The organism is Undibacterium parvum, from assembly GCF_003955735.1.
In the GTDB taxonomy this organism is placed as follows: Bacteria; Pseudomonadota; Gammaproteobacteria; order Burkholderiales; family Burkholderiaceae_D; genus Undibacterium; species Undibacterium parvum.
Genome location: NZ_CP034464.1, coordinates 2,737,306 through 2,758,914 on the forward strand (window position 1 = coordinate 2,737,306; position 21,609 = coordinate 2,758,914).

At 50.3% G+C, this 21,609-nt stretch carries 24 protein-coding genes; 13 read left to right on the plus strand and 11 right to left on the minus strand.

From position 1 onward, the window contains the following. Positions 1-11 precede the first annotated feature (11 nt). Complete coding sequence (locus tag EJN92_RS11950; protein WP_126128031.1) at positions 12-212, minus strand: twin transmembrane helix small protein; 201 nt, start codon at positions 210-212, stop codon at positions 12-14. Positions 213-244: 32 nt separating this feature from the next. On the opposite strand from EJN92_RS11950, the gene EJN92_RS11955 reads away from it, so the two are divergent. From EJN92_RS11955 to EJN92_RS11975, 5 genes are read left to right on the plus strand one after another with little or no spacing between them, the layout of a single operon-like run. After that, positions 245-961, plus strand: coding sequence for an SURF1 family protein (locus EJN92_RS11955; RefSeq protein WP_126128032.1), 717 nt, complete (start codon positions 245-247; stop codon positions 959-961). Further along, positions 954-1,538 (plus strand): SCO family protein, encoded by a 585-nt coding sequence (locus EJN92_RS11960; RefSeq protein WP_126129900.1) that lies wholly within the window; start codon positions 954-956, stop codon positions 1,536-1,538. The genes EJN92_RS11955 and EJN92_RS11960 overlap by 8 nt, the downstream gene beginning before the upstream one ends. Positions 1,539-1,552: 14 nt before the next feature. Then, positions 1,553-2,614, plus strand: a complete 1,062-nt coding sequence (locus tag EJN92_RS11965) for a COX15/CtaA family protein (protein ID WP_126128033.1) — start codon at positions 1,553-1,555, stop codon at positions 2,612-2,614. 6 nt (positions 2,615-2,620) lie between these two features. After that, entirely contained in the window at positions 2,621-3,505 is an 885-nt protein-coding gene (cyoE, locus tag EJN92_RS11970; protein ID WP_126128034.1) for a heme o synthase, read from the plus strand. Between the two features lie 2 nt (positions 3,506-3,507). Then, entirely contained in the window at positions 3,508-4,101 is a 594-nt protein-coding gene (locus EJN92_RS11975; protein WP_227869525.1) for an SCO family protein, read from the plus strand. An 83-nt stretch (positions 4,102-4,184) separates the two neighbouring features. Here EJN92_RS11975 and rpoH read toward each other — a convergent pair whose 3' ends face one another. The 4 genes from rpoH to ftsY all read right to left on the minus strand — a co-directional run bounded on the left by rpoH (position 4,185) and on the right by ftsY (position 7,993). Beyond that, positions 4,185-5,084 (minus strand): RNA polymerase sigma factor RpoH, encoded by a 900-nt coding sequence (gene rpoH / locus EJN92_RS11980; RefSeq protein WP_126128035.1) that lies wholly within the window; start codon positions 5,082-5,084, stop codon positions 4,185-4,187. 264 nt (positions 5,085-5,348) lie between these two features. Further along, the gene (locus EJN92_RS11985) at positions 5,349-6,269 is read right to left on the minus strand and encodes a cell division protein FtsX (RefSeq protein WP_126128036.1); all 921 of its coding nucleotides are present in this window, start codon (positions 6,267-6,269) and stop codon (positions 5,349-5,351) included. 17 nt (positions 6,270-6,286) lie between these two features. Continuing rightward, positions 6,287-6,961: a cell division ATP-binding protein FtsE gene (locus EJN92_RS11990; RefSeq protein WP_126128037.1), complete on the minus strand. Its 675-nt coding sequence runs from the start codon at positions 6,959-6,961 to the stop codon at positions 6,287-6,289. Positions 6,962-6,979: 18 nt separating this feature from the next. Next, positions 6,980-7,993 (minus strand): signal recognition particle-docking protein FtsY, encoded by a 1,014-nt coding sequence (ftsY, locus tag EJN92_RS11995; RefSeq protein ID WP_126128038.1) that lies wholly within the window; start codon positions 7,991-7,993, stop codon positions 6,980-6,982. 102 nt (positions 7,994-8,095) lie between these two features. On the opposite strand from ftsY, the gene rsmD reads away from it, so the two are divergent. The 3 genes from rsmD (at position 8,096) to EJN92_RS12010 (ending at position 9,633) form a co-directional block, all read left to right on the plus strand. Next, complete coding sequence (gene rsmD, locus EJN92_RS12000) at positions 8,096-8,755, plus strand: 16S rRNA (guanine(966)-N(2))-methyltransferase RsmD (RefSeq protein ID WP_126128039.1); 660 nt, start codon at positions 8,096-8,098, stop codon at positions 8,753-8,755. 54 nt (positions 8,756-8,809) lie between these two features. Continuing rightward, positions 8,810-9,301, plus strand: a complete 492-nt coding sequence (coaD, locus tag EJN92_RS12005; RefSeq protein WP_126128040.1) for a pantetheine-phosphate adenylyltransferase — start codon at positions 8,810-8,812, stop codon at positions 9,299-9,301. A 68-nt stretch (positions 9,302-9,369) separates the two neighbouring features. Continuing rightward, the gene (locus EJN92_RS12010) at positions 9,370-9,633 is read left to right on the plus strand and encodes a YfhL family 4Fe-4S dicluster ferredoxin (protein WP_126128041.1); all 264 of its coding nucleotides are present in this window, start codon (positions 9,370-9,372) and stop codon (positions 9,631-9,633) included. Positions 9,634-9,635: 2 nt separating this feature from the next. Here EJN92_RS12010 and EJN92_RS12015 read toward each other — a convergent pair whose 3' ends face one another. Beyond that, positions 9,636-10,790: a GGDEF domain-containing protein gene (locus tag EJN92_RS12015; RefSeq protein ID WP_126128042.1), complete on the minus strand. Its 1,155-nt coding sequence runs from the start codon at positions 10,788-10,790 to the stop codon at positions 9,636-9,638. A 58-nt stretch (positions 10,791-10,848) separates the two neighbouring features. Next, entirely contained in the window at positions 10,849-11,712 is an 864-nt protein-coding gene (locus tag EJN92_RS12020) for an MOSC domain-containing protein (RefSeq protein WP_126128043.1), read from the minus strand. 1,194 nt (positions 11,713-12,906) lie between these two features. Between EJN92_RS12020 and EJN92_RS12025 the strand changes: the two genes are divergently transcribed. Then, positions 12,907-13,254, plus strand: coding sequence for a hypothetical protein (locus tag EJN92_RS12025; protein WP_126128044.1), 348 nt, complete (start codon positions 12,907-12,909; stop codon positions 13,252-13,254). A gap of 1,033 nt (positions 13,255-14,287) precedes the next feature. Here the strand turns inward: EJN92_RS12025 and ychF are convergent. Then, on the minus strand, positions 14,288-15,379 hold the full coding sequence (gene ychF, locus EJN92_RS12030) for a redox-regulated ATPase YchF (protein WP_126128045.1): 1,092 nt from the start codon (positions 15,377-15,379) through the stop codon (positions 14,288-14,290). 41 nt (positions 15,380-15,420) lie between these two features. Then, positions 15,421-16,821: an MATE family efflux transporter gene (locus EJN92_RS12035; RefSeq protein ID WP_126128046.1), complete on the minus strand. Its 1,401-nt coding sequence runs from the start codon at positions 16,819-16,821 to the stop codon at positions 15,421-15,423. 168 nt (positions 16,822-16,989) lie between these two features. Here EJN92_RS12035 and EJN92_RS12040 point away from each other — a divergent pair, with 168 nt between their 5' ends. The 4 genes from EJN92_RS12040 to EJN92_RS12055 all read left to right on the plus strand — a co-directional run bounded on the left by EJN92_RS12040 (position 16,990) and on the right by EJN92_RS12055 (position 19,411). Continuing rightward, positions 16,990-17,820: a type IV pili methyl-accepting chemotaxis transducer N-terminal domain-containing protein gene (locus EJN92_RS12040; protein WP_126128047.1), complete on the plus strand. Its 831-nt coding sequence runs from the start codon at positions 16,990-16,992 to the stop codon at positions 17,818-17,820. A gap of 170 nt (positions 17,821-17,990) precedes the next feature. Beyond that, positions 17,991-18,911 carry an SPFH domain-containing protein gene (locus tag EJN92_RS12045; protein ID WP_126128048.1) on the plus strand — a complete coding sequence of 307 codons (921 nt, stop codon included), beginning with the start codon at positions 17,991-17,993 and terminating at the stop codon, positions 18,909-18,911. A gap of 60 nt (positions 18,912-18,971) precedes the next feature. Next, positions 18,972-19,169, plus strand: coding sequence for a hypothetical protein (locus EJN92_RS12050; protein ID WP_126128049.1), 198 nt, complete (start codon positions 18,972-18,974; stop codon positions 19,167-19,169). A 44-nt stretch (positions 19,170-19,213) separates the two neighbouring features. Further along, positions 19,214-19,411, plus strand: coding sequence for a type II toxin-antitoxin system antitoxin (locus EJN92_RS12055; RefSeq protein WP_126128050.1), 198 nt, complete (start codon positions 19,214-19,216; stop codon positions 19,409-19,411). A 105-nt stretch (positions 19,412-19,516) separates the two neighbouring features. On the opposite strand, the gene EJN92_RS12060 is transcribed toward EJN92_RS12055, so the two are convergent. Next, positions 19,517-20,620, minus strand: a complete 1,104-nt coding sequence (locus EJN92_RS12060) for a patatin-like phospholipase family protein (RefSeq protein ID WP_227869526.1) — start codon at positions 20,618-20,620, stop codon at positions 19,517-19,519. Positions 20,621-20,825: 205 nt separating this feature from the next. Next, the gene (gene pth / locus EJN92_RS12065) at positions 20,826-21,401 is read right to left on the minus strand and encodes an aminoacyl-tRNA hydrolase (RefSeq protein ID WP_126128051.1); all 576 of its coding nucleotides are present in this window, start codon (positions 21,399-21,401) and stop codon (positions 20,826-20,828) included. Between the last annotated feature and the right edge of the window lie 208 nt (positions 21,402-21,609).

Genomic DNA, 21,609 nt, shown 5'->3' on the forward strand with positions numbered 1-21,609 from the left:
CTATTAGCCTATTAGCGAATTCCGGTTGGCTGTATTAAACCGAAATAATGAGCGATCAAGATCAATGCAAAAAGAGCGATGGAAAATCCCACGCGAAAGGCCAATGCCTTCACCGTACGATTGCTTCGACCTTTGTCTTTCATCATATACACCAAGGCCGAGCCTAGGCTAATGAAAATAAGTAAAAAAGCGATTGCCACAAGAATTTTCATACCCTAAGCCTAAACAGAAAACCTCTATTGTAATGCCATATTCCTTCCGCTTTCGCCTGATTCCTACGATACTCACAGTCGCGCTGTGCGCATTGGGAATAACTCTGGGGCAATGGCAAACTAGTCGTGCATTAGAGAAAGAGGTGATCGCATCTGCTATGATTGCACGTGCCAGTTTAGCCCCTTTAACTGCGCAAGAATTAAGTGCTAGTAGCGCTGATCTAGCATTTAGACGCGCATCTGTAAGTGGCGAGTTTGTTGCGGCTTGGCCTCTGTATTTAGATAATCGTCCGCTACATGGAGTGGCAGGTTTTTATGTGATGATGCCATTTAAAGTTGCGGGTAGTGATAGGCATATTTTGGTGGCACGCGGATGGCAGCCAAGAAACCCGAATATTCGTACCCAAATGCCCATGTTGAAAACGCCAGCGGGGGCTATCCAACTCGATGGGGTGGTGAGAGTTGGCATCGATAAAGTGATGCAATTGGGTCAGGCTACGGCTTTCACGCCAGGCGCTATTACCCAAAACATGACAGCGCAAGGCGTGGCGCAACAGTCTGGTTTAAAAATGTTTGATTTCGTGCTTGAACAAACTTCTGCCTCGGTAGATGGCTTGCAGCGCGATTGGCCACTACCTTCCGCGGGCGCTGATAAGCACCGTGCCTATGCCTTTCAATGGTATGCGCTATCTTTGATGGCAGCCATTTTTTTTGTTGTAACAGGATTTCGTCGTGGAAAAAATAGATAAAAGAACTTCATCTGGTCGTTGGAAATTATTCGCAGTCTTGGCCGTCTGCGCTGCACCCATGCTGCTTTCCTACCTGACTTATTACGTCATCAAGCCCGATGGCCGCACCAATTACGGAACCATACTCGATCCGCGGCTTTACCCTCTGCCTCAATTAGGTGGGACTCTTTTGGGTGGTGAGGCTAAGGAACTTGATGCATATAAAGGGAAGTGGATCATGCTGCAAGTTGATAGCGGTTCATGCACACAGGCCTGTGAGAAAAAAATGCTCGACATGCGTCAATTGCGCTTAATGCAGGGTAAAGAAATGGATCGCGTGGAACGCGTCTGGTTGATTAACGATGCGCAAGCGGTCGATACAGTGCTGATGCGTACATTTGATGGTACTCACATGATTAGAGTGGATGCGAATGCGCTAAAAAAATGGCTGCCTAGTGAAGATAATACGCAAGTAAATGAGCATATATTTATGATAGACCCACTTGGGAATTTGATGCTGCGCTTTCCAAAAGATGCAGATCCTCAAAAAATGAAAAAAGATATTTCTAAACTATTAAAAGCGTCGGCAATAGGTTAGGCTAGGTTAAATTTATGTGGGTACAACTTCTCATCACTGCGCTGTTAGTCGCATTGCTACCACTGTCTTTGGTTTGGGTTTCCGATGATGCTGACAAATATCGAAAACTAATTGGCGTGACCTTATTTTTGACTCTGGATTTGATAATTTTTGGTGCATTTACCAGATTAACCGATTCCGGTTTAGGTTGCCCCGATTGGCCAGGATGCTATGGACAGGCGAACCCTTGGCAGTCTTTGAGTGCGATACAGTCGGCCCAGGCTTTAATGCCACACGGTCCCGTTACTGTACAAAAAGCCTGGATAGAAATGACACATCGCTATCTGGCCATGTGTGTTGGTGTGCTTATCGTAGCGCAGATGATCATATCTTGGTGGCGTCGAAGTAAGTTAAAACACAGCCCCTGGTTAGCGACCGGACTATTTTTCTTTGTCTGCCTGCAAGGCGCTTTTGGGGCATGGACAGTAACGCTTAAACTGCAACCTGTGATTGTCACTATACATCTACTCTTGGGCATGGGATTGTTAGCTTTACTCACTTGGGCCTGGGTGCGTGAGGGATCGAATACTCTTACTCAGTATGCCAAGCAGAATCTGACTGGCATTGCGACTTTCGCATTGGTTTTGCTGTTCTTACAGATCGCGCTAGGCGGTTGGGTGAGCACTAACTACGCGGCTTTAGCCTGTCATGATTACCCACTTTGCAATGGAGAGTTGATCCCGGAATTGGATTTTTCGCACGCTTTTAGCCTATGGCGGCAGTTAGGGCAAACCACGAGTGGAGAATTTTTACCATTTTCGGCCTTAGTTGCAATTCAATGGGTACACCGTAGTTTTGCTTGGCTAGTCGTGTTTGTGATACTTTATCTGGCCTATCTAGTTAAAAAAATAGGTGTGGCAAGCAATCTCGCCAAAGCTCTATTTATTCTCATTTTTCTGCAATTGCTAAGTGGCGCTTCGACAGTGTTTTTTTCCTGGCCTTTGTTGATTGCCGTAATCCATAATGCTGGAGCGGCTTTGCTCGTGCTTTTGCTGTGCATGTTAAACTACCGAGTTCGGCACGCTGCAACCCCTTGATTTTTCATGACAACTTTGAGTATTTCTAATAACCGTTTTGCGCAATATATGGCGCTGACTAAACCGCGCGTTACGCAGCTCGCCGTCTTCTGCGCCATTATTGGAATGTTTTTGGCGACACCAGATTTTCCAGACTGGCGCGTTATGCTTGCCGCCACCGTTGGTATCTGGTTGCTGGCTGGAGCAGCTTTCGCTATCAATTGTCTGATAGAGCGTGAAATTGATTCCCGAATGGCGAGGACTGCGCGGCGGGCAAGTGCCAGCGGAGAAATTACCGAGTCTCAAATTCTGGTATTTTCTTGTGCGATAGGCGGTGCTGGCATGTGGGTTTTATATCAGTTCGTCAATCCTCTGACGATGTGGCTAACCTTCGCCACTTTTGTTGGTTACGCTTTGATTTACACCATAGTTTTAAAACCGGCAACGCCTCAAAATATCGTGATCGGTGGACTTTCCGGTGCGATGCCTCCTGCATTAGGTTGGGCTGCGATTGCCAACGATGTTCCTATGCAAGCTTGGCTGCTGGTGCTAATTATCTTTATCTGGACTCCGCCACATTTTTGGGCTTTGGCAATGTATCGACGCGATGATTATGCTAAATCTGGCTTGCCTATGCTGCCGATTACACATGGTCTGGAGTTCACCCGCTTTCATGTCTGGCTGTATACCATCGCATTATTTGCCACTACGATGTTGCCGTATGCTGTGCATATGAGCGGTCTGATTTATCTGATCAGTGCGGTAATACTTGGGATTATGTTTCTTTGGTATGCATGGCGCATCTACCGTCACTACGACGACATACTCGCAAGAAAGACCTTTACTTTCTCTATCATCTACTTGTCTTTGCTGTTTCTGGCCTTGCTGGTCGATCACTATATTAAATTGTAAAAATGATGATGCACTTGCCCAAGCAATTTAGATTGTTCTGTCTGTCTTTCATATTGTGTTTGACCTCGTGTTCGAATTCTAACGATAAGTTTATTAACACCGACCTGACAGGCTTGGATTACGCCAAAAATTTCGAGCTGACTGACCACAACGGTAAGACTCGCACCTTGCTCGATTTCAAAGGAAAAGCCGTCGTTATTTTCTTTGGCTATACGCAGTGTCCGGACGTCTGCCCAACCACCATGGTAGAGATGGCGAATGTGATGAAGCAAATGGATACTTTAGCTGAAAAGGTGCAGGTATTGTTCGTCACCGTGGATCCTGAGCGCGATACGCAGGCCTTGCTGGCGGCTTATGTACCAAATTTCGATACACGTTTTCTGGGTTTATACGGCGACCCGGCCGCGACTGCTAAAGTAGCCAAGGATTTTAAAGTCTTTTATCAAAAAGCACCTGGCAAGACAGCCGACTCTTACACTATGGATCATACTGCTGGCAGTTACGTGTTTGATCCTGAAGGTAGGATTCGATTATTTGTGCGGCATGGACAAGGTGCCGAGCCTATCGTCCACGATCTTAAAATTTTATTAAAGTAGTGTACCGCGAGTATCTTCAGATTTAAATCTGAACCAATAAAAAATGGCGCCAGATTGGCGCCATTTTTTTGTATGCTTTTAGCTTATGCGTAAGCAGCTAAGGCAGATTTCATTTTCTTTAATGCCGCACTTTCGATCTGGCGGATACGTTCAGCCGAAACGCCATATTCGCTAGCCAATTCGTGCAAAGTCGCACCGGAACCATCGTCGTTCTGTAGCCAGCGTGACTCTATGATATGGCGTGAACGCGCATCTAATTTGGACAGCGCAGTTTCCAAACCTTCGCTTTGCAATTTGTCGTAGCGCTGCGCTTCTATCACATGAGTCGGTTCGTCTACTTCTGTCTTCAGATAGGCGATAGGCGCAAATTTATCATCTTCATCATCGCTTTGTGAGTCCATCGCGATATCGCGACCAGACAAACGCATTTCCATCTCTATGACTTCTTCGCGCTTGACGTCGAGTTTCTTGGCGAGCGATTCGATTTGTGCCTGCGACATAGAGTCCAGACCTTCTTTATGGCTACGCAGATTAAAGAACAGTTTGCGCTGAGCTTTAGTGGTCGCTACCTTAACTAGGCGCCAATTTTTGAGGATGTACTCATGCATTTCGGCTTTAATCCAATGCATGGCGTACGAGACTAAACGCACCCCCTGATCAGGATCGAAACGCTTGACTGCTTTCATCAAACCGATATTGCCTTCTTGAATCAAGTCTGCATGTGGCAAGCCGTAGCCAAGATATCCACGCGCGATAGAAACAACCAAACGCAAGTGTGACATAACCAATTGTTGCGCGGCATTGAGATCATTATTCTCACGCAATTGTTTGGCTAAATCCATCTCTTGCTCATGCGTCAGCATAGGCAGGCGATTTACCGCAGAAATATAGGCGTCAATATTTCCGAGCGTGCCGCTAAAACCCAATGCCAGAGCTGTGTTGCTCGAAAACGGCGTAATGGTTTGTGTCGATGAATAAGTCATTCTTCCTCCAGATTTGCTGCCAGTCGCTTGCTATTAATAAATAAAACAGTGCTAAGGGCGATCACTTCAATTTCATATATTAGCACTCTCTGAGCTTGAGTGCTAATAACCTCTATTTATATCGAAAGTGTCAAAAAGTGCTAACAAATTATATTGCTTATTAATCAATTAACTCTGTTGAATTATAGAAGTTAGAGCGCATTCCACGGTAAAAGTTGCAGAAATTATTGAGAAAGATCAAATAAACGGAGTATTTATTGAGGACTAAAAGTTTGAAATTCGTGCAAGTTGACGTCTTACCGAGAAAAAAGCACCGAACAAGCCTAAGCACATACTGGCCGCCAGTAATAATAAGCTGGGGATGATACCTAAGGGTGTCAAATGAAATTCAGAAGCGTAGAGCTTGGCAAAATCAGCAATTGCCAGGTTCAGTGGCCGCAAAGCCAAAGCAATTAGCGCTAAGGCTGCGCTACCTGCCAGTAAGCCAAGCAGGGCGCCGGTGTAGTAATAGGGTTTGTGTATAAAACTATTGCTGGCACCCAAAAGGCGGGCAATTGAAATCTCTGCCTGATGCGACATGACTTGCAGGCGGGTCGCGTTAAAGATCACCACCACCACTACCATGGCTAAGGTGATCGCCAAAAATAGCAAAAACATTTGCAATACCTGGACTAGGGCGGCGAGCCGTTTCACCCATGCAGAGTCAACTTGTACGACATCGACGTTTGGTAGTAACTGTAAACGCGCAACCAGAGTATCGACTTTGTCTGCATCCGCATTCGCGAGCGATAACACATACGCGTCTGGTAGCGGATTACCCCCTAGGGTTGCCAAGACCTCAGCCAAGCTGGATGTTTCTTCCATGGCTGCCAAGGCCTTGTCTTTGGTAATGAAATTGAGTTTGGCTGAAACATTCGCTGCTTTCAACATGCTCTTGATCGTAATTGAAAGTGCGGTGGCTTCCGAGCGTGGAGTTGTTGGTAGTAAAAAAATGCTGATCTCTGGCTCTATGGATAATTGAGCGGAAACTGGGCGAATATTTTCTATCAGCGTCAGACCGGCTATCGGTAGTGCGAGCGCGATGGCAACAACCAGAGTATTAAAGAGAAAATTTCCTGGGCTAGAGCGTAAATGTGAGAGCGCGCTTGTGATCGCGGAAAGGTGTAGGCGTAACCAGCTAGTCATAATGTGTCCTTAACCGGCTAGGCGGCTAGTGCAGATGTCCAAGAGTCGCTGATTGCTCCCTTGCTGAGATAGATAACACGACTAGCTTGCTCAAGTAATTGCTCATCGTGGCTGGAAATAATACAGGTCACGCCAGCGCTCTGGAATGCTTTGAGCGCGTTGACTACTTTGTTGGCATTGTCTTTGTCGAGAAAGGCAGTAGGCTCGTCGGCCAAAATAATACGCGGGCGATTGACGATGGCGCGTGCAATCGCGACGCGCTGCTGTTCGCCGCCTGAAAGTGTCAAAGGGCGCGCTTCTGCTTTGTCAGATAAGTTGACTTTTTCCAAGGCTGCTCTGGCACGAATCTCCGCTTCGCTGCTAGCCGCTCCGGCGACGATCAAAGGTAGCATGACATTGGCCAGTACGCTGCGGTCCAACAGCAAGCCTTGGCCTTGCAGTATTAAGCCCAGTTTGCGCCGATAAAATGGCAGGCTACTGGCATTAAGTTTACTGACATCTTGTCCATGCACGCTGACGATGCCACTACTAGGGCGTTCTACTCCAGCGATCAATTTCAATAGACTGGATTTCCCCGCGCCAGAGGGGCCGGCTAAAAAAATTAATTCACCATCGGCAATCGTGAGTGAAATATCGCGCAAAGCAAATACACCTTGCGTGTACTCTTTGGTAACGTTTTTAAATTCGATCATGATTTTGAATGAAAGCGATTAATCAAATAAGGCATCCACAAATTCTTGCGCATTAAAGGCTTGTAAATCTTCTATCTGTTCCCCGATGCCAATAAAATACACAGGAATAGGATGGCTTTTCGCAATCGCAGCTAGCACGCCACCTTTGGCAGTGCCATCGAGTTTGGTGATGATCAAGCCAGTTAAATTCAACGCCGCATCAAAAGCCTTGACTTGTGCCAGGGCGTTTTGCCCGGTGTTGCCATCGATCACCAGAAGGATCTCTTGCGGGGCACCATCCATGCCTTTGCCTATCACACGCTTGATTTTTTTAAGCTCTTCCATCAGGTGTAATTGAGTAGGTAGGCGGCCTGCGGTGTCGACCATCACGACGTTAGTGCCACGCGCCTTGGCCGATGCTACCGCATCAAAGGCGACTGCCGCCGGATCCCCGGATTCCTGGGAAATCACGGTGATATTGTTTCTCTCGCCCCAAATCGTGAGCTGCTCACGTGCCGCAGCGCGAAAGGTGTCACCGGCCGCCAGCAAGACCGATTGTTGATGGTTCTGCAAATGTTTGGCTAGCTTACCGATGGTGGTGGTTTTTCCGGCGCCATTGACACCCGAGATCATCATTACCAGCGGCTGATGCCGGCCTAGCTCTAAAGGTTTTTGCAGCGGCCTGAGTAATTCGAGCAGCAGCATTTTTAATGCGGTCTTGACCTGTTCAGCTTCGGTCAGCTTTTCTTCTTTGACTTTTTTCTTGAGGCCATTCAATAAGAACTGAGTCGCTTCAACGCCTGCGTCTGAGATTAATAATGCGGTTTCCAGTTCATCGTACAAATCGTCATCGATTTTTGCACCGACAAACAAAGTGGTCAGGCTAGACGAGGTTTTGGATAGACCGGCCTTGAGTCGGCTTAACCAAGACGGTTTGTCGAGCGCCGCTGCTGGTGCGGCAAGCGGCTCGGCAGTCGTTAAGTTGAGGGCAGGAGTCGCTTCTGCGGGAGAAGTCGGCTCATCTTTGGGTTTTTTCTTAAAAAAGCTAAACATCGAGGATTTCGTTAGTTGCAGTGAGTACAGGTTAGAATGCTGCCATTCTAACAGACCCCTGTTGGTAATTTTGACTCACATTTCCAACTAGTTGCTCGCTCTATGAAAACCAACAACAAAAAAACACCTGTGCCTAGTCGTCCATCTCATCAAGTCAGGATCATCGCTGGTCGCTGGAAGCGCACGCCCCTGAACGTGATTGTGGCTGATGGCTTGCGTCCTACGCCGGATCGTGTGCGTGAGACTGTGTTTAATTGGTTGAATTTTTTATTGCCTGGCGGCTGGCAAGACTTGCGCTGTCTGGATTTGTTTGCTGGTAGCGGCGCCTTGGGTTTCGAGGCTGCCAGTCGTGGTGCCGCCCAAGTCACTATGGTCGAATCTCACACCCCCGCATTTAAACAGTTGGAGCAAGTTAAGCAGAAGTTGGCGGCTGATGAGCTCGTGTTGCTGCGTGCCGATGCTTTAACCGTAGCTGCCGGAATGGCCGTGCGTCAGCAAACTATGGATGTAATTTTCCTGGATCCACCATTCGGCTTGGGTATACTGCAGAAAATATTACCTATTTGCGCGCACTTGCTCACGCAAAATGGCTTACTGTACGTAGAAGCAGAGCACAGTTTACTCATCGATGACAAGCTGCAAGAAGTACCCGATTACTTGCTTGGGTGGAATGTTATTCGCGCCGATCAAGCGGGTGCTGTGTATTTTCACATACTGCAACGCAGCAATTTGGTGCGTGATTTGCCAGAAAATCAGGCATAATGCCCGCTCGTCGTGGTGCATATTCAAATTTGAGTAGTGATTAAGGGAGTAAAGATGGTCACAGCCGTATATCCAGGAACTTTCGATCCGCTGACACGTGGTCATGAAGATTTGGTGCGTCGCGCCTCGGGCTTGTTTGATACTTTGGTGGTTGGCGTAGCCGACAGCAAAAATAAGAAACCCTTCTTTTCACTGGACGAGCGTCTGACAATTGCCAATGAAGTTTTAGGGCATTATCCAAACGTGCGTGTGGAAAGCTTTTCTGGTTTGCTAAAAGATTTTGTGCGCAAGAACGATGCCCGCGTCATTGTGCGTGGTTTGCGTGCCGTATCTGATTTTGAATACGAATTTCAGATGGCGGGTATGAATCGCTATTTATTGCCGGATGTCGAAACCCTGTTTCTGACGCCGTCGGATCAATATCAATTTATCTCAGGCACGATCGTGCGCGAGATTGCCATGTTTGGTGGCGATGTCTCGAAATTTGTATTTCCTTCCGTGGATAAGTGGCTCAAGCAAAAAGTGGCTGACGCAGAAGGACAATAAGTGCTGCGCGCGGGCTGACACTTAGCCTGCGGTTGCCGCAGAAATATTCAGTAGTAGCAGGAGGATGTATGGCTTTACTCATTACCGACGATTGCATCAATTGTGATGTATGCGAACCGGAGTGCCCAAATGAAGCGATTTATATGGGCCCGGAAATTTACGAAATAGACCCGAATAAATGTACCGAGTGCGTCGGTCATTATGAGGTTCCGCAATGCAAGGAAGTTTGCCCAGTCAACTGCATACCGTTTAATCCGGCCTGGCGCGAAACACCTGAGCAATTACTCGCCAAGTATGAACGCTTGCAGGCGGAAGCGAAAAAACCGGCTTAATTTCATTTCGCCAGACAGACTCGATTGCGTCCTTGTTCTTTCGCATCGTACAAGGCGCGATCCGATTTCCATAGTAATTCGGCAGCGATCGCGTCCGCATCGCCTTGATTGTCGCTCGCGCTCAGCGCCGCGATGCCGATAGAAATCGTGCTATTACAGACCCCGCTCATACTCAGGAAAAATGGCGTGCTGGCGATGCTCAGACGTATTCTTTCTGCCACCTGTGCGGCTGCTTGCAGATCGGTATTGACGAGCAATACCACAAACTCTTCACCGCCAAAACGTCCCAAGGTATCGCTTAAACGTAGCTCAGCCTTGATGCGACTAGCCACTTCTTTTAAGACATCATCGCCGCTTTGATGGCCGTATTGATCATTGACTTGCTTAAAAAAATCGATGTCCAGATACATGCAGGCGATACTGTATTGCTGCCTGCGGGCACGCGCAATTTCTTCCAGCATCCTGCGTTCTACATTGCGTCGATTGCTGACATTGGTGAGCGGATCGGTGAGGCCTATATACGTCAGACGTTCATGGTTGATCACGTTTTCCAGGCAGGTGGCGATGATGAAACCCATCTGCTCGATAAAATCGGTGGCCATGCTGGCGCTGAAACGCGTGGCGTGAAAACTACCCAGGTTGAGACAACCTATCAAACGCTTTTGCCTAAACAAAGGTACTAGCGCGACGCTGAGCGGTTTTTTTTGGCAGGGTGCAAAAAACTTTGCATGCAGCGCGGCTGAATACAGTCCCAGACTGGGCTTGTTGCTGGTCTGTGCTGGCAGCCCTAAATCGGCTTCATTTGCGACAAACATCAACTGAGGAAATTCTTTCAGATCAAAGCTCAGGTCGTGCAAGATAGAGCGCAAATTATTCTGATGATCGATTAAAGTCAGACTCAGCACATCCAGATCAGAGCTGCTGGCTAGCGTGCTGAAGATGGTCTCTATCAACTCGCGAAAACTACTGGAGCCTATCAGCTCGAGATTGAAATTTTGATGGCGCGACATGATGCGTTGATTGTCGTTCGCTTGCTTAAGAAAGTCGCGCATTTGCTCACGCAGCAGACGGTTTTCTTCACTCAATTGCTGATGCGCCTGGCTTAAAGCGGCCGCGCCCAAGGCTGGGGTGGCTAGAGTATCCATAATGTGGTCCATATGCGACTGCGATCGCGGTTGTTGGCCAAGCTCAGGCTTATTTTCAGAGCGGCCATCATTAAAACGCCAACTGTAATTCTAGACCATCAGCGATCGCGATAGTTTGTCCCAATCCCTGCGCGATGATAGTGTTCATGCCGAAAGTGACGGCACCGTCGAGCAAGGCATTGCTACGGTAGCTTTGTAAGATGTCCACAGGATTTTGCTCCACTTCGGCACTGGCTTGGTTTACCGCGGGCATAGGGCAGCGCGGACAAGGCTTGACTGGTTTTAGCTTGATGTGCTGCGGCGAGTCGCTGCTGTGTATCAGTAACAACTCGGCATAATCTTCTTCAAACGCCTCTACTCCATCGATCACGATATTCGGCCGGAAGCGATTCATGGGCACGGCAGCGCGTCCTTGCGCCAGCAATTTCTGATTCAAATCCGCCAGCGAGGCAGACGAAATCAGCAATAGCGGGTAGCCATCTGAAAACAAGGACGGCACCTTGATCTCGCCTGTCCATTTGGGATTGGCGCAACGCTGCGATGCTGGATGGCTGCGCACCAGGCGGCAGGCGATACCCAGAAAGCGGCTAAACCAGGCGGCACAAACGTCGCCGCTATCGTAGGCTGGTACCGTATCCTCCCAGACCAGCACTTGCAGGCTGGCAGCGCTGCTGGCTTGCTCCAGGGGGATTTCCAGCGCGGGCATACCGGGCGCCTGCAGCATGAATTTTTCGCCCTCGAAGCCTGGCTGTATCAAGGCCATTCTCGGATGTTCGCGTTGCGTCAGAAATTGATTTTGCGCATCGACTAGCATCCACTCACGGTCACGTATAGACCGGTAAGACAATCCAGTTGCCCCCAGTTGTGCGCTAGCCAGCGCTATCCCTGCGCAGGATTTGATTGGATACAGAGTGAGTGCACTGATGTGTGGCATAAGGACGAAGCTGAGGCATTTGCGAATATGACAATCACATATGATACCGTGTTATTCGCACTTTCGGGCAGAGGCGAGCGGCTCTCCGCCGGGTCCGAAAATCGTCTGTTTCACTCTGGCAGGGTGTCGATACTGGATTGTTTCCTTAACAAATTTTTACAAAATAGTAAGCTAGCCAGCGAAGCATTTTTAAAATGGCACCTTGCCAGCGCGCATATTCCATGCGGCTCGCAGGCCATTGTGCTTGAAGAAGCGCATGGAATATGGGCGGTGGCGCTGCCTGTTTCGAGATTGCTTACGATGCGTAACTGTTCAGCTCGCTATACAAAGCCCTTCTCCCGCTCGCGGGAGAAGGGTTGGGATGAGGGTAGTTCAAATTTGCACAATGTTTGATACTTCACAGTGCTAAGCGCATCAGCTATTTGAAGGCATACCTTGCTCAATCACCCTCGCCCCGGCCCTCTCCCGCCTGCGGGCGAGGGAGTTTTCATCGCTGGCTGAACACTTACTACGACGCAATACGCCTACGGCTATTGAGGACCTACGTAAAGATTACGACTTACCGAATTGGGCTTGGTGGTGTTTTTGTTTGCTGTGGTTCTGTGCTTGATGATCTTTTGTCGTTGTTGTGCGATTGCAGGCCGGTGGTAGACCGGCAACTACATACCTTTTTTGCTTCGCCAAAAAAGGTATGCCAAAAAAGGCGACGCATTTGCGTCGCCTTCTTTTGCTTCCGTTTCTTGGCGAAGCAAGAAAAGGGAGTAGCCGCCGGTCTACCACCGGCCAGCAATCGCACAGCTACGACAGAAGTAGAAACAAGACCAAGCCGCAGCAAAGCAAAAACAGCATGCCGCCAACACGCATATTCCATGCGGCTCGCAGGCCTATGTGCTTGAAGAAGCGCATGGGATATGCGCCGTGGCGCTGTCTGTTTTGAGATTACCTACGGCGGCATAGATGAAGCCAATTCCTCCTTAGTGAGTTAAAACAATGTTTCCACATAATCAAGTGTGTTAGCATGATGCAATTAGTTAGAATGAACGTTTTGTCGATTTGTTTATTCCATTTATTTTCAGGGCATATACGATTTGAGCTAGACGCCATAAGGCTTTCCCGAAGAAAGAAACCGATCAGCTATTTTCTTCTTGCCGGTTATCTTTGCAAAATGAAAATTAAAACACGTTAGGCACTTCTATGGCCGATTCCGAATCAGACACTATTTCTTATGTGATCGTCGTGCGTGACACGTCTTTAAATGCGCGATCCTTATTTTGTGAACGCTTCCCGAACCATCGTGGCGGCGTGAATCCCCGCACCCATAGCCCATATAGTTCAGTCCCATGTGAGATCGAAGAAATCAGTGAATTTCTGGGCTGGATCGCGCAGAATCTCTCAAATCAGTATTCAAGCATTTGTATTGTGATCAACATAGGTACACCGCGCACTTGGTCTAGCTTTGAGGTCCCCGAGAAAATTCTTGAATCAATCAGAGAATATGGCACCAAGCTCAATGTTTTATTTTCTTCACCTGCAATTAATTAGTCTTCGAGGAATACTGAAAGTGCCTAACAAAACAGTCGATCGTGACGCCGTGTTATTTTTGATTTTTCTTGCTGGCTGCAATTCGCGGCGCACATCACTTTTGCGTTAGGCATCACAATGCACGTACTGCGGCTCCCGTTTGTAATAGCGATGCTTGTTTTGGTTGAGGGATGTGCATCTGACTATGTTTCGATCCGGCCAAATCCGGGTGGGTGGCTCCAGCAGCGAGCGCCCTCCGAAAACGACAAGTCTATGTATGCCGCAATTGGAGCAAAGCAATTTAGGGCCTATCACTATGACCCCATTCGAGCCTCCGAAGTCGAGTCAGTTCGTCTCGTTAAAGAGTTTGCCCTTTGCCCGAATGGTTACACGCTAATCGTCAATCCGAAGATCGGGACCGGAGACCACGGGTTTGGTTGGATCATTCGTTGCAATGATTAGCACACACGACGAACACCAGATGCCTAACGAGTAAGGCTAGATTGTGATCGCGAAGCGAGCCACAATCTGAACCCTTTGTTGGGCGAGCCCGGCGCAAGCTGTGTGTTTTTCGATTTCGCTATGGAAATAGTTTATTGAGGATCACCGGGCTGTGGGCGAATCGCATCTTCGCCATTAAATCTCCCAGCCTAATTCGTCGCCATAGCAGCAACGTGCTTACTTGCCTGCGCCGATGGAAGTTATCGTTGACGGTTTTTGATCTAATTTCCCAGGATTCAGGTCGAGCGAACTGCGAGGGCAGGTCTTGCGTTGACGTATTCCATGTTCTAACTCCACTTCGCAAGGCCTAGCGAGCCTCATCGATTACATCGCAGGCAATCTCAAAACACAATCTCAAAACAGGCAAGCCCACTGCGCATATCTCATGCGCCTTGCAGCCCGGCATGGCCGGAGAGGCGCATGGAATATGCGCGCTGGGCTTGCCACCATTTGGATTTTGTATGGCTGGTGTTGGCGTAGTCTGAAAAATAAAAAGGCTACATTCAGTAGCCTTTTTTATTGAGCGTAGGCGCGCAGTGCGCGCTCTGCAGAATTAGACGTTGAACAAGAAGTTCAGTACGTCACCATCCTTGACCACGTATTCCTTGCCTTCGGCGCGCATCTTGCCTGCTTCTTTGGCGCCGGCTTCGCCCTTGAACTGGATGTAATCGTCAAACGCGATGGTTTGGGCGCGAATGAAGCCGCGTTCAAAATCGGTGTGGATCACGCCAGCCGCTTGTGGGCCGGTGTCACCAACGTGGATGGTCCAGGCGCGCACTTCTTTCACACCGGCAGTGAAGTAAGTTTGCAGACCGAGCAACTTGTAGGCGGCACGGATTAATCTGTCCAGACCAGGTTCCTGCATGCCCATGTCGGCCAAAAATTCGGCCTTGTCTGCGTCTTCCAGATCGGCGATTTCGGATTCTATTGAGGCGCAGATGGCGACGATAGGCGCGTTTTGCGTGGCCGCATAGGCGGTCAGCTGATCCAGCAAAGGGTTGTTGGTAAAGCCGCTATCAGAAACGTTGGCTACATACATGGCTGGCTTGGCAGTGATCAGGCACATAGGCTTGAGCAAGGCCATTTCATCAGCATCCAGACCCATGGCGCGCACCGGCTTGGCATCATTGAGTGCGGGCAGTATGCGCTCTAAAATCTCGACCAATTTGGCTGCGTCTTTGTCGCCAGAACGGGATTTTTTGTTTTCGCGATGGATGGCTTTTTCTACTGCGCCCATATCGGCCAGACACAGTTCGGTCTGGATCACTTCGATATCGTCCAGCGGGCTGACCTTGCCGGCCACGTGGATGACGTTGTCGTCTTCAAAGCAGCGCACCACGTTGACGATCGCATCGGTTTCGCGGATGTGGGCTAGAAACTGATTGCCCAGGCCTTCGCCTTTGGAGGCACCAGCGACTAAACCAGCGATATCGACGAACTCGACGATGGCGTTTTGTACACGCTCAGGTTTGACGATGGCCGACAATTGCGCCAGGCGCGGGTCGGGTACTTCGACCACACCGACGTTAGGTTCTATCGTGCAGAAAGGATAGTTTTCTGCCGGAATGCCTGCTTTAGTCAGGGCATTGAAGAGGGTAGATTTGCCGACGTTAGGCAGGCCGACGATGCCGCATTGGAGACTCATGGTGATCTTTTTAAAAAGTAAACTGCTAGAAAATACGGAGATTAGCCCGCTATTTTACCGGAACTGGCCGCAAAACTGATCTTTCTTAGTGACAGCCTCTGTAAAAACGCGACCAGTAGCAAGGCTGCCACGGTCAGACCGAACACCAGACCTATCCAGAAACCGGCGGCTGCCATAGGTTGGGCCGGTCGCCAAGGCATCCATTCCGGCAGCAGGCCCAAGCCCAGCGCGCAGCCTATCGGTAAGGCAAAACCATAAAACGCCATCAAATGTATCAACATCGGAGTGCGAGTCACCTTGTAGCCACGGATCGCGCATGAGGCAGAGACCTGAGTGGCGTCTGACAATTGAAAGATGGCGGCAAACAGCATGAGGCTGGCGGCCATCGCCTGCACCGCGGCGTCTGAGGTGTAGGCAGCAGCGATTTCATGCCGGAAAATAGCGATGAAAGCGGCCGATAAGACCGCGAAACCCAGCGACAGGCCGACCCCGACCAGCGAAATAAAGCGCGCCCTGACGGCATCGCCTTCGCCCAGACTCTGCCCGACCCGCGTGGTCAGGGCGATGCCTAAACTCAGAGGCACCATGAATACCAGCGAAGAAAAATTCAGGGCGATCTGATTGGCCGAGACCGGCACGATGCCAAAGCGCGCCACCAGTAAGCCCACCGCAGCGAAGGCCGAGACTTCGGCAAAGTAAGTTACACCGATAGGCAAGCCTATGCGCAGCATGGAGCGTATCTCCGGCCAGTGTGGCGCTTCTTTATGGGTAAATGGAAAGGTTTGATGGTACACCGGAGAATGATGGGTCCACCACAGCATGGCGCCTAACATCAGCCACATGCCTACCCCCGTGGCCACCGCGCAGCCGGTTGCGCCTAGTTGCGGCAGTCCCCAGTGGCCATAGATCAGCAACCAGTTGACGATAATATTAAAGCCCAGCCCGAGTAAGGCAATCACCATCACCGGCTTGGTTTGATTGATGCTGGCGGTATAGCTGTACAAGGCGCGGTACATGGCAAAGGCCGGCATCCCTAGGCTGATCACATGGACGAATTGGCTGGCCTTGGCGTGTACAGAGGGAGCTAGTTGCAGGTAATCAAACACGATGGTGGAGAGATTGAGTAGCAGACAGGCAATCAGGCCAACGCCTGCCGCCATCCACATGGACTGACGCATGATGTGCGGGATGCGCTCAAATTTACCGGCACCGACTTCATGCGCTACTACCGCATTGATAGAGATCATCACGCCCATCACGGTGACCAAGACGATAGACCAGAGCGATGCGCCGAGCGCTACCGCCGCCAGATCTTCGGCACTTAAATGGCCAGTCATGGCGACGTCTGCCACCGACATGCCCACCGTGGCGAGCTGGCCTATCAATACGGGCCAGGCGAGTTGCCACAATGCGGCGGCTTCGGTGCGGATTTTGGTTTTCATGCGTGGGCTGCTAAGACGATTTAAAACGGGACATGCATCTTAACCGATATGCCTCCATTTGGTGCATATCGGCAAATCACTACGGGAACAAGATTTGCTTATAAGACAGAAGATCTTTCATCAGTAACACGCTTAAGCACTACATAAACCCGGACACCAGGAGCCACAATGAAGCACAAAAACAAACGCGGAGAAAAGCGCAGGGAATTTTTAAGATTCAGCATGGTGATGGCTGCCGGCACCTCGCTGATGTCACTAGCGATTGCCAAGATCGATGATATTAACGACGCCATCAATAAATCGGGACGCCAAAGGATGCTCTCGCAGCGCATGGCCAAGGCCTATCTGCAGCTAGGACAGGGCATAGATATTTACCATTCACGTAAAATTTTGGCCAGCTCTATCACCACGTTTGAGGCGCAGCTAGCCGAACTCAGCGCCTACGCACCCACCGCGGAAAACCGCCAGGTGTTTGCGCAGATGGAGAAAAACTGGATGGATTACAAAAACCTCTTGAGTGGCGCCACCCCCAATCCGACCTCCGCCAAAAATCTGATGTTAATGAGCGATGAGATGCTGATGCTGGCACAGAGCGCCACCGTGCAATTAGAAAAATTTTCCGGCAGCCCTAGTGCCAAACGGGTGAATCTGGCGGGCCGCCAGCGCATGCTCTCGCAACGTATGGCGAAATATTATCAAGCCCTGCAATGGGGCGTGGCACCTCCTGATGCCATCGCTAAACTGGAGGCTGCGCGCAAGGACTTTATCGCCGCCATGGAGGTACTGCAGAGCGCGCCCGCGAATACCCCGCAAATCAAAGATGGCCTGGCGCTGGCGCAGCAACAGTGGCTATTTTTTGATAACGCCCTGCACCAGTTCGGAGAAAAGAGCGCGAATCCGCAAGATAAACTGCTATTACTAAACACCGTCGCCAGCAGCAGCGAGCGGATATTGGAAGTGATGGATAGCGTGACCACGCTCTACCAAAAAAATGCCTGATGGTGATCCGGCAGGCTAATGCTTTAGAGCCTGCTTAAAGAAATTTAAGGGTGAGTAAAACTTTATTAAAAAATAATTAAATTACCCTTGTATCTTCTGAACAGTGATCCTATAGTGATATCACTTTGATGTCGTTGTTTGCCATGTAGACTCATACTTCAGGAGATAAAATGAACGCAACTGTAAAACCTTCAGTGAGAAAATTAGTTCAGGAACGCACACTCAGTTCTATGGACGGTTACCTGATGATCGTCGTTGGGCTGGCGCTGATACTCGGTGGCGCTTATGCCATGTTGGTGCTGCTGGCGGGCACGCCAGATCCGGGCGCAGTGGCGGTCTTGTTCAGGCTAGGGCTGATGTTGCTGGGGGTGTTTTGTTTGAGCGGGATGTACATGCTGCAACCGAATGAAGCTGCCTTGCTGTCCTTGTTTGGTCAATACAAGGGTACCGATCGCAGTGAGGGCCTGCGCTGGGCGAATCCATTTTTCGCCAAACGCAAGCTCAGCCTGCGCGCCCGCACCCTGAATACCCCGCCTTTGAAAGTCAATGACAAGCGCGGCAATCCGGTCGAGATCGGTGCTGCCATCGTCTGGCGCGTAGAAGAAACCGCATTGGCGATCTACAACGTCGACGATTTCGAGCGCTTCGTGAATGTCCAGGCTGAGGCTGCCTTACGCCATCTGGCATCGCAATACGCGTATGACGATGGCGAGGATTTGCACGAGGGCGAAACCACCTTAAGGGCCGGCATGGAAGTGGTTGCCAATGCCATGCGCATAGAATTGCACAGCCGTTTCGCCGCTGCCGGTATCGATGTGGAAGACGCCAAACTCACCCATCTGGCATATGCGCAAGAGATCGCCCAGGTCATGCTGCGCCGCCAGCAAGCCGAAGCCATCATCAGTGCCCGCAAGAAGATCGTGCATGGGGCAGTGAGCATGGTAGAAGAAGCATTGCGTGGCTTATCCGAACGTAAGATCGTGGAGCTCGATGACGAGCGCAAGGCCGCCATGGTCAGCAATCTGTTGGTGGTGTTGTGCTCGGATAAAGAGACCCAGCCCATCATCAACACCGGTACGCTTTATAACTGATGTGTTTTTTAAAAAACGCTCAGCCATCTCGACGTAAGTGATCAGTAGTAAGGAGTATTCATGAATAAAAACACCCTGATTTTTGTTTTGGTATTGTTGGCCATAGTCGGCGTCTACTTAGCTTATCGGCTGTTTAAATATCACAACTCGCCAGAGGGGGAGCGACATGCACGGATGCGCATGCAGGGCGCATTTGTGCCGCTCAGCAAAGAAGAACTCGACCAAGACCAGGCGCGTGCAGCTGGCAGGTATGAGTAAATTATCGCATCAGTGCGCATCGAAAAAAAAACGCATAAATTCTTATGGCCAGTCCCGGTAAAAAATCCTTCCCGCTGCGTATCGACCCAGTCTTATGGGTCGAGATAGAACGCATGGCAGCCCAAGAGCTGCGCAGCGCCAACGCGCAGGTCGAGTATCTGCTACGCCAGGCGCTACAACAACGCGGCCGCAAACTGCCCGACGCAGATGCTGACGATCAGGCTAGCCTCAACAAGAAATAAAATATTCAGCACCCCGCCAGTGCGCATATCCCATGCGGCTGGTGGCAGGGTATGCCCGCAAACCCGCATGGAATATGCGCCTTGGGCTAGGTGCTTTTCAGAAAACTAAAAATTCAGTGGTTTGACGATTGCCATGTCAGGTTTCGCTACAAATGCCGCAAACGCTTCGGCTAGTCTTGTGCTGGCGCTGATGGCCAGTTTCCAGTCGCGTATGCGCGCTTCGTGATCTAGTCCGTAGTGGAAAAAATCGGTGCGATCCGGTAGTTTTGCACGCGGCAAACTCTGTATGAAACTAGCTGATGGCGACAGCATAATGAGATTGTCTAGCCAACTGCTGTGTGCGCCTTTGTTGGCGCGTCGCCATGGCAGGCTCTTGTCTAGCCAGCCGGGGATGATGTGATCGGAAAAATGCGGATACAGCACCAAACCGGCTCCGTGCCTGTCTTGCAGCTGCGCGTAAGGAAAGTGCAGATGATAGTCGATCATGCCGCCGTCCCAGTAAGTGCCGGATGGAGTGCCGGCGATCTGGCGTACCGGTTGCATGATCAAAGGTAGGGTGCCGGAGGCCAGCAAGGACGGTAGTAGATTCTCGGCGCTGAGCGCCACAAAATCAGTCTGGAAGGCATCGAAATGATTCGGCATCCAGGCCAGCGTATCGCGGCTGTCGCCGATCACCACGCGTGTCATATGGCGCGCCAGGTGCTTGCGCGCGCGCAGGTTGGCCAGCGCGGCGCTGGCAAAGCCCAGCTTGGTGCTGAGTTCGCTTTGTGGCGCTTGCAAGCGGCCACGCCCGCGTACCGCCAGCACATGCAGGCGCTGGCTTGGGTGGCTGATGATTTCTGCTTCGTGACCACCGATAAAACCTTGCAGCAGCCCCATAATTTCCTGCGTCACTCTAGCCGGACTCGGCTTGGCCGGATAGCGCTGGCCACAATACAAATCCGCTAGCCGTTTCAATGCCGCTACCGGATCGGCATGGCAAGCGGCTGCCATGCGCCACGAGCCTATTGAGGCACCGAGCAGGCTGCGCTGACGCGGCGCGCCAGCTAGCCACTCGCCAAACAAGTATTGATCCAGCCCTTGCAAAATCAAGCCCTTGGGGCCGCCCGCCGCCGCCGGTATCACGGCCACATCTTGGGCTTGCAAGCCGTGTTGGCGCAAATGCGCCATGGCGGTTTTTCCTGCGTGGATATGTAGTGCTGAGCTCATGTTGATTGTTTGTTTGGTGGTAACTATTCAGACTGCTATAAAGAAAATCAAAACCCCTCAACACAGAGACACTGAGGCACAGAGATTCACAGAGGAAGTCCAGGAAGTTCTCCGTTTTTCCTCTGTGCCTCTGTGTCTCCTTTGAGAGGTTTTTGTTTCTTTATTGATTTTCGCAACACGCTGAATCGTTACGTTTGGTGATTGATTATTTATTGGTATGCAAACGCAGCATGGCTTCGTTGGTGTTTCCCTCTACCATCAGCGCGATGATCTGTACGCTGCGGGCGATGGCTTCATCGATCAGCGGTTGTTCTTCTTTACGCGGCCGGTGCAGCACGAAGTCGGCTACGCCTTGCTGTAAATTGAGGGTGCGCGGATGGCCTATGCCTATCCGCAGCCGCCAGTAATCCTGGTTGCCAAGTGCCGCCGTAATGTCTTTGAGGCCGTTATGCCCACCCGAAGAGCCGCCTTTCTTGAGCTTGGCGATGCCCGGGTCGAGATCGAGTTCATCGTGTACCACCAGCACCTGATCAGGCGTGAGCTTGTAAAAGCGGCACAGCGCACCTACCGACTGACCGGAGCGGTTCATGAAGGTTTGCGGTTGCAGCAACCAGACATCTTCTGAGGCGATCTTGGTTTTGGCGACCAGCGCGTTAAAGTTTTTATCGCGTTGCAAACCGCTGCTGGCGAGTTGGTCGACCAGCCAGAAGCCAGCGTTGTGGCGGGTTTGTTCGTATTCAGGGCCAGGATTGCCTAGGCCGACGATGAGACGGATGGACATGGATTTCTATTGGTTGGAATTAATTTATTGTTGTTCAGTTCGCTTGGTATAGCCCTTCTCCCGCTAGCGGGAGAGGGGTGAGGGTGATACAAATTACCGAACAGTTTGATTTTTCCTCGAATTAAAACACGACACTAAATCGAGATTATCCTTGTTCAAAAACCCTCATCCCCAGCCCTTCTCCCGCCAGCGGGAGAAGGGAGCACAA

Coding starts and splice junctions, on each gene's coding strand:
- EJN92_RS12035 (WP_126128046.1), bottom strand. CDS start 16,821: ATGAAAACCAAAATCCGCACCGAAGCCGCCGCATTGTGGCAACTCGCC.
- EJN92_RS12015 (WP_126128042.1), bottom strand. CDS start 10,790: ATGGACCACATTATGGATACTCTAGCCACCCCAGCCTTGGGCGCGGCC.
- rsmD (WP_126128039.1), top strand. CDS start 8,096: ATGAAAACCAACAACAAAAAAACACCTGTGCCTAGTCGTCCATCTCAT.
- ychF (WP_126128045.1), bottom strand. CDS start 15,379: ATGAGTCTCCAATGCGGCATCGTCGGCCTGCCTAACGTCGGCAAATCT.
- EJN92_RS12060 (WP_227869526.1), bottom strand. CDS start 20,620: ATGAGCTCAGCACTACATATCCACGCAGGAAAAACCGCCATGGCGCAT.
- cyoE (WP_126128034.1), top strand. CDS start 2,621: ATGACAACTTTGAGTATTTCTAATAACCGTTTTGCGCAATATATGGCG.
- EJN92_RS11975 (WP_227869525.1), top strand. CDS start 3,508: ATGATGATGCACTTGCCCAAGCAATTTAGATTGTTCTGTCTGTCTTTC.
- EJN92_RS12045 (WP_126128048.1), top strand. CDS start 17,991: ATGAACGCAACTGTAAAACCTTCAGTGAGAAAATTAGTTCAGGAACGC.
- EJN92_RS11955 (WP_126128032.1), top strand. CDS start 245: ATGCCATATTCCTTCCGCTTTCGCCTGATTCCTACGATACTCACAGTC.
- ftsY (WP_126128038.1), bottom strand. CDS start 7,993: ATGTTTAGCTTTTTTAAGAAAAAACCCAAAGATGAGCCGACTTCTCCC.
- EJN92_RS11990 (WP_126128037.1), bottom strand. CDS start 6,961: ATGATCGAATTTAAAAACGTTACCAAAGAGTACACGCAAGGTGTATTT.
- EJN92_RS12055 (WP_126128050.1), top strand. CDS start 19,214: ATGGCCAGTCCCGGTAAAAAATCCTTCCCGCTGCGTATCGACCCAGTC.
- pth (WP_126128051.1), bottom strand. CDS start 21,401: ATGTCCATCCGTCTCATCGTCGGCCTAGGCAATCCTGGCCCTGAATAC.
- EJN92_RS12020 (WP_126128043.1), bottom strand. CDS start 11,712: ATGCCACACATCAGTGCACTCACTCTGTATCCAATCAAATCCTGCGCA.
- EJN92_RS11985 (WP_126128036.1), bottom strand. CDS start 6,269: ATGACTAGCTGGTTACGCCTACACCTTTCCGCGATCACAAGCGCGCTC.
- EJN92_RS12025 (WP_126128044.1), top strand. CDS start 12,907: ATGGCCGATTCCGAATCAGACACTATTTCTTATGTGATCGTCGTGCGT.
- EJN92_RS12010 (WP_126128041.1), top strand. CDS start 9,370: ATGGCTTTACTCATTACCGACGATTGCATCAATTGTGATGTATGCGAA.
- EJN92_RS11950 (WP_126128031.1), bottom strand. CDS start 212: ATGAAAATTCTTGTGGCAATCGCTTTTTTACTTATTTTCATTAGCCTA.
- EJN92_RS12040 (WP_126128047.1), top strand. CDS start 16,990: ATGAAGCACAAAAACAAACGCGGAGAAAAGCGCAGGGAATTTTTAAGA.
- EJN92_RS12050 (WP_126128049.1), top strand. CDS start 18,972: ATGAATAAAAACACCCTGATTTTTGTTTTGGTATTGTTGGCCATAGTC.
- coaD (WP_126128040.1), top strand. CDS start 8,810: ATGGTCACAGCCGTATATCCAGGAACTTTCGATCCGCTGACACGTGGT.
- rpoH (WP_126128035.1), bottom strand. CDS start 5,084: ATGACTTATTCATCGACACAAACCATTACGCCGTTTTCGAGCAACACA.
- EJN92_RS11965 (WP_126128033.1), top strand. CDS start 1,553: ATGTGGGTACAACTTCTCATCACTGCGCTGTTAGTCGCATTGCTACCA.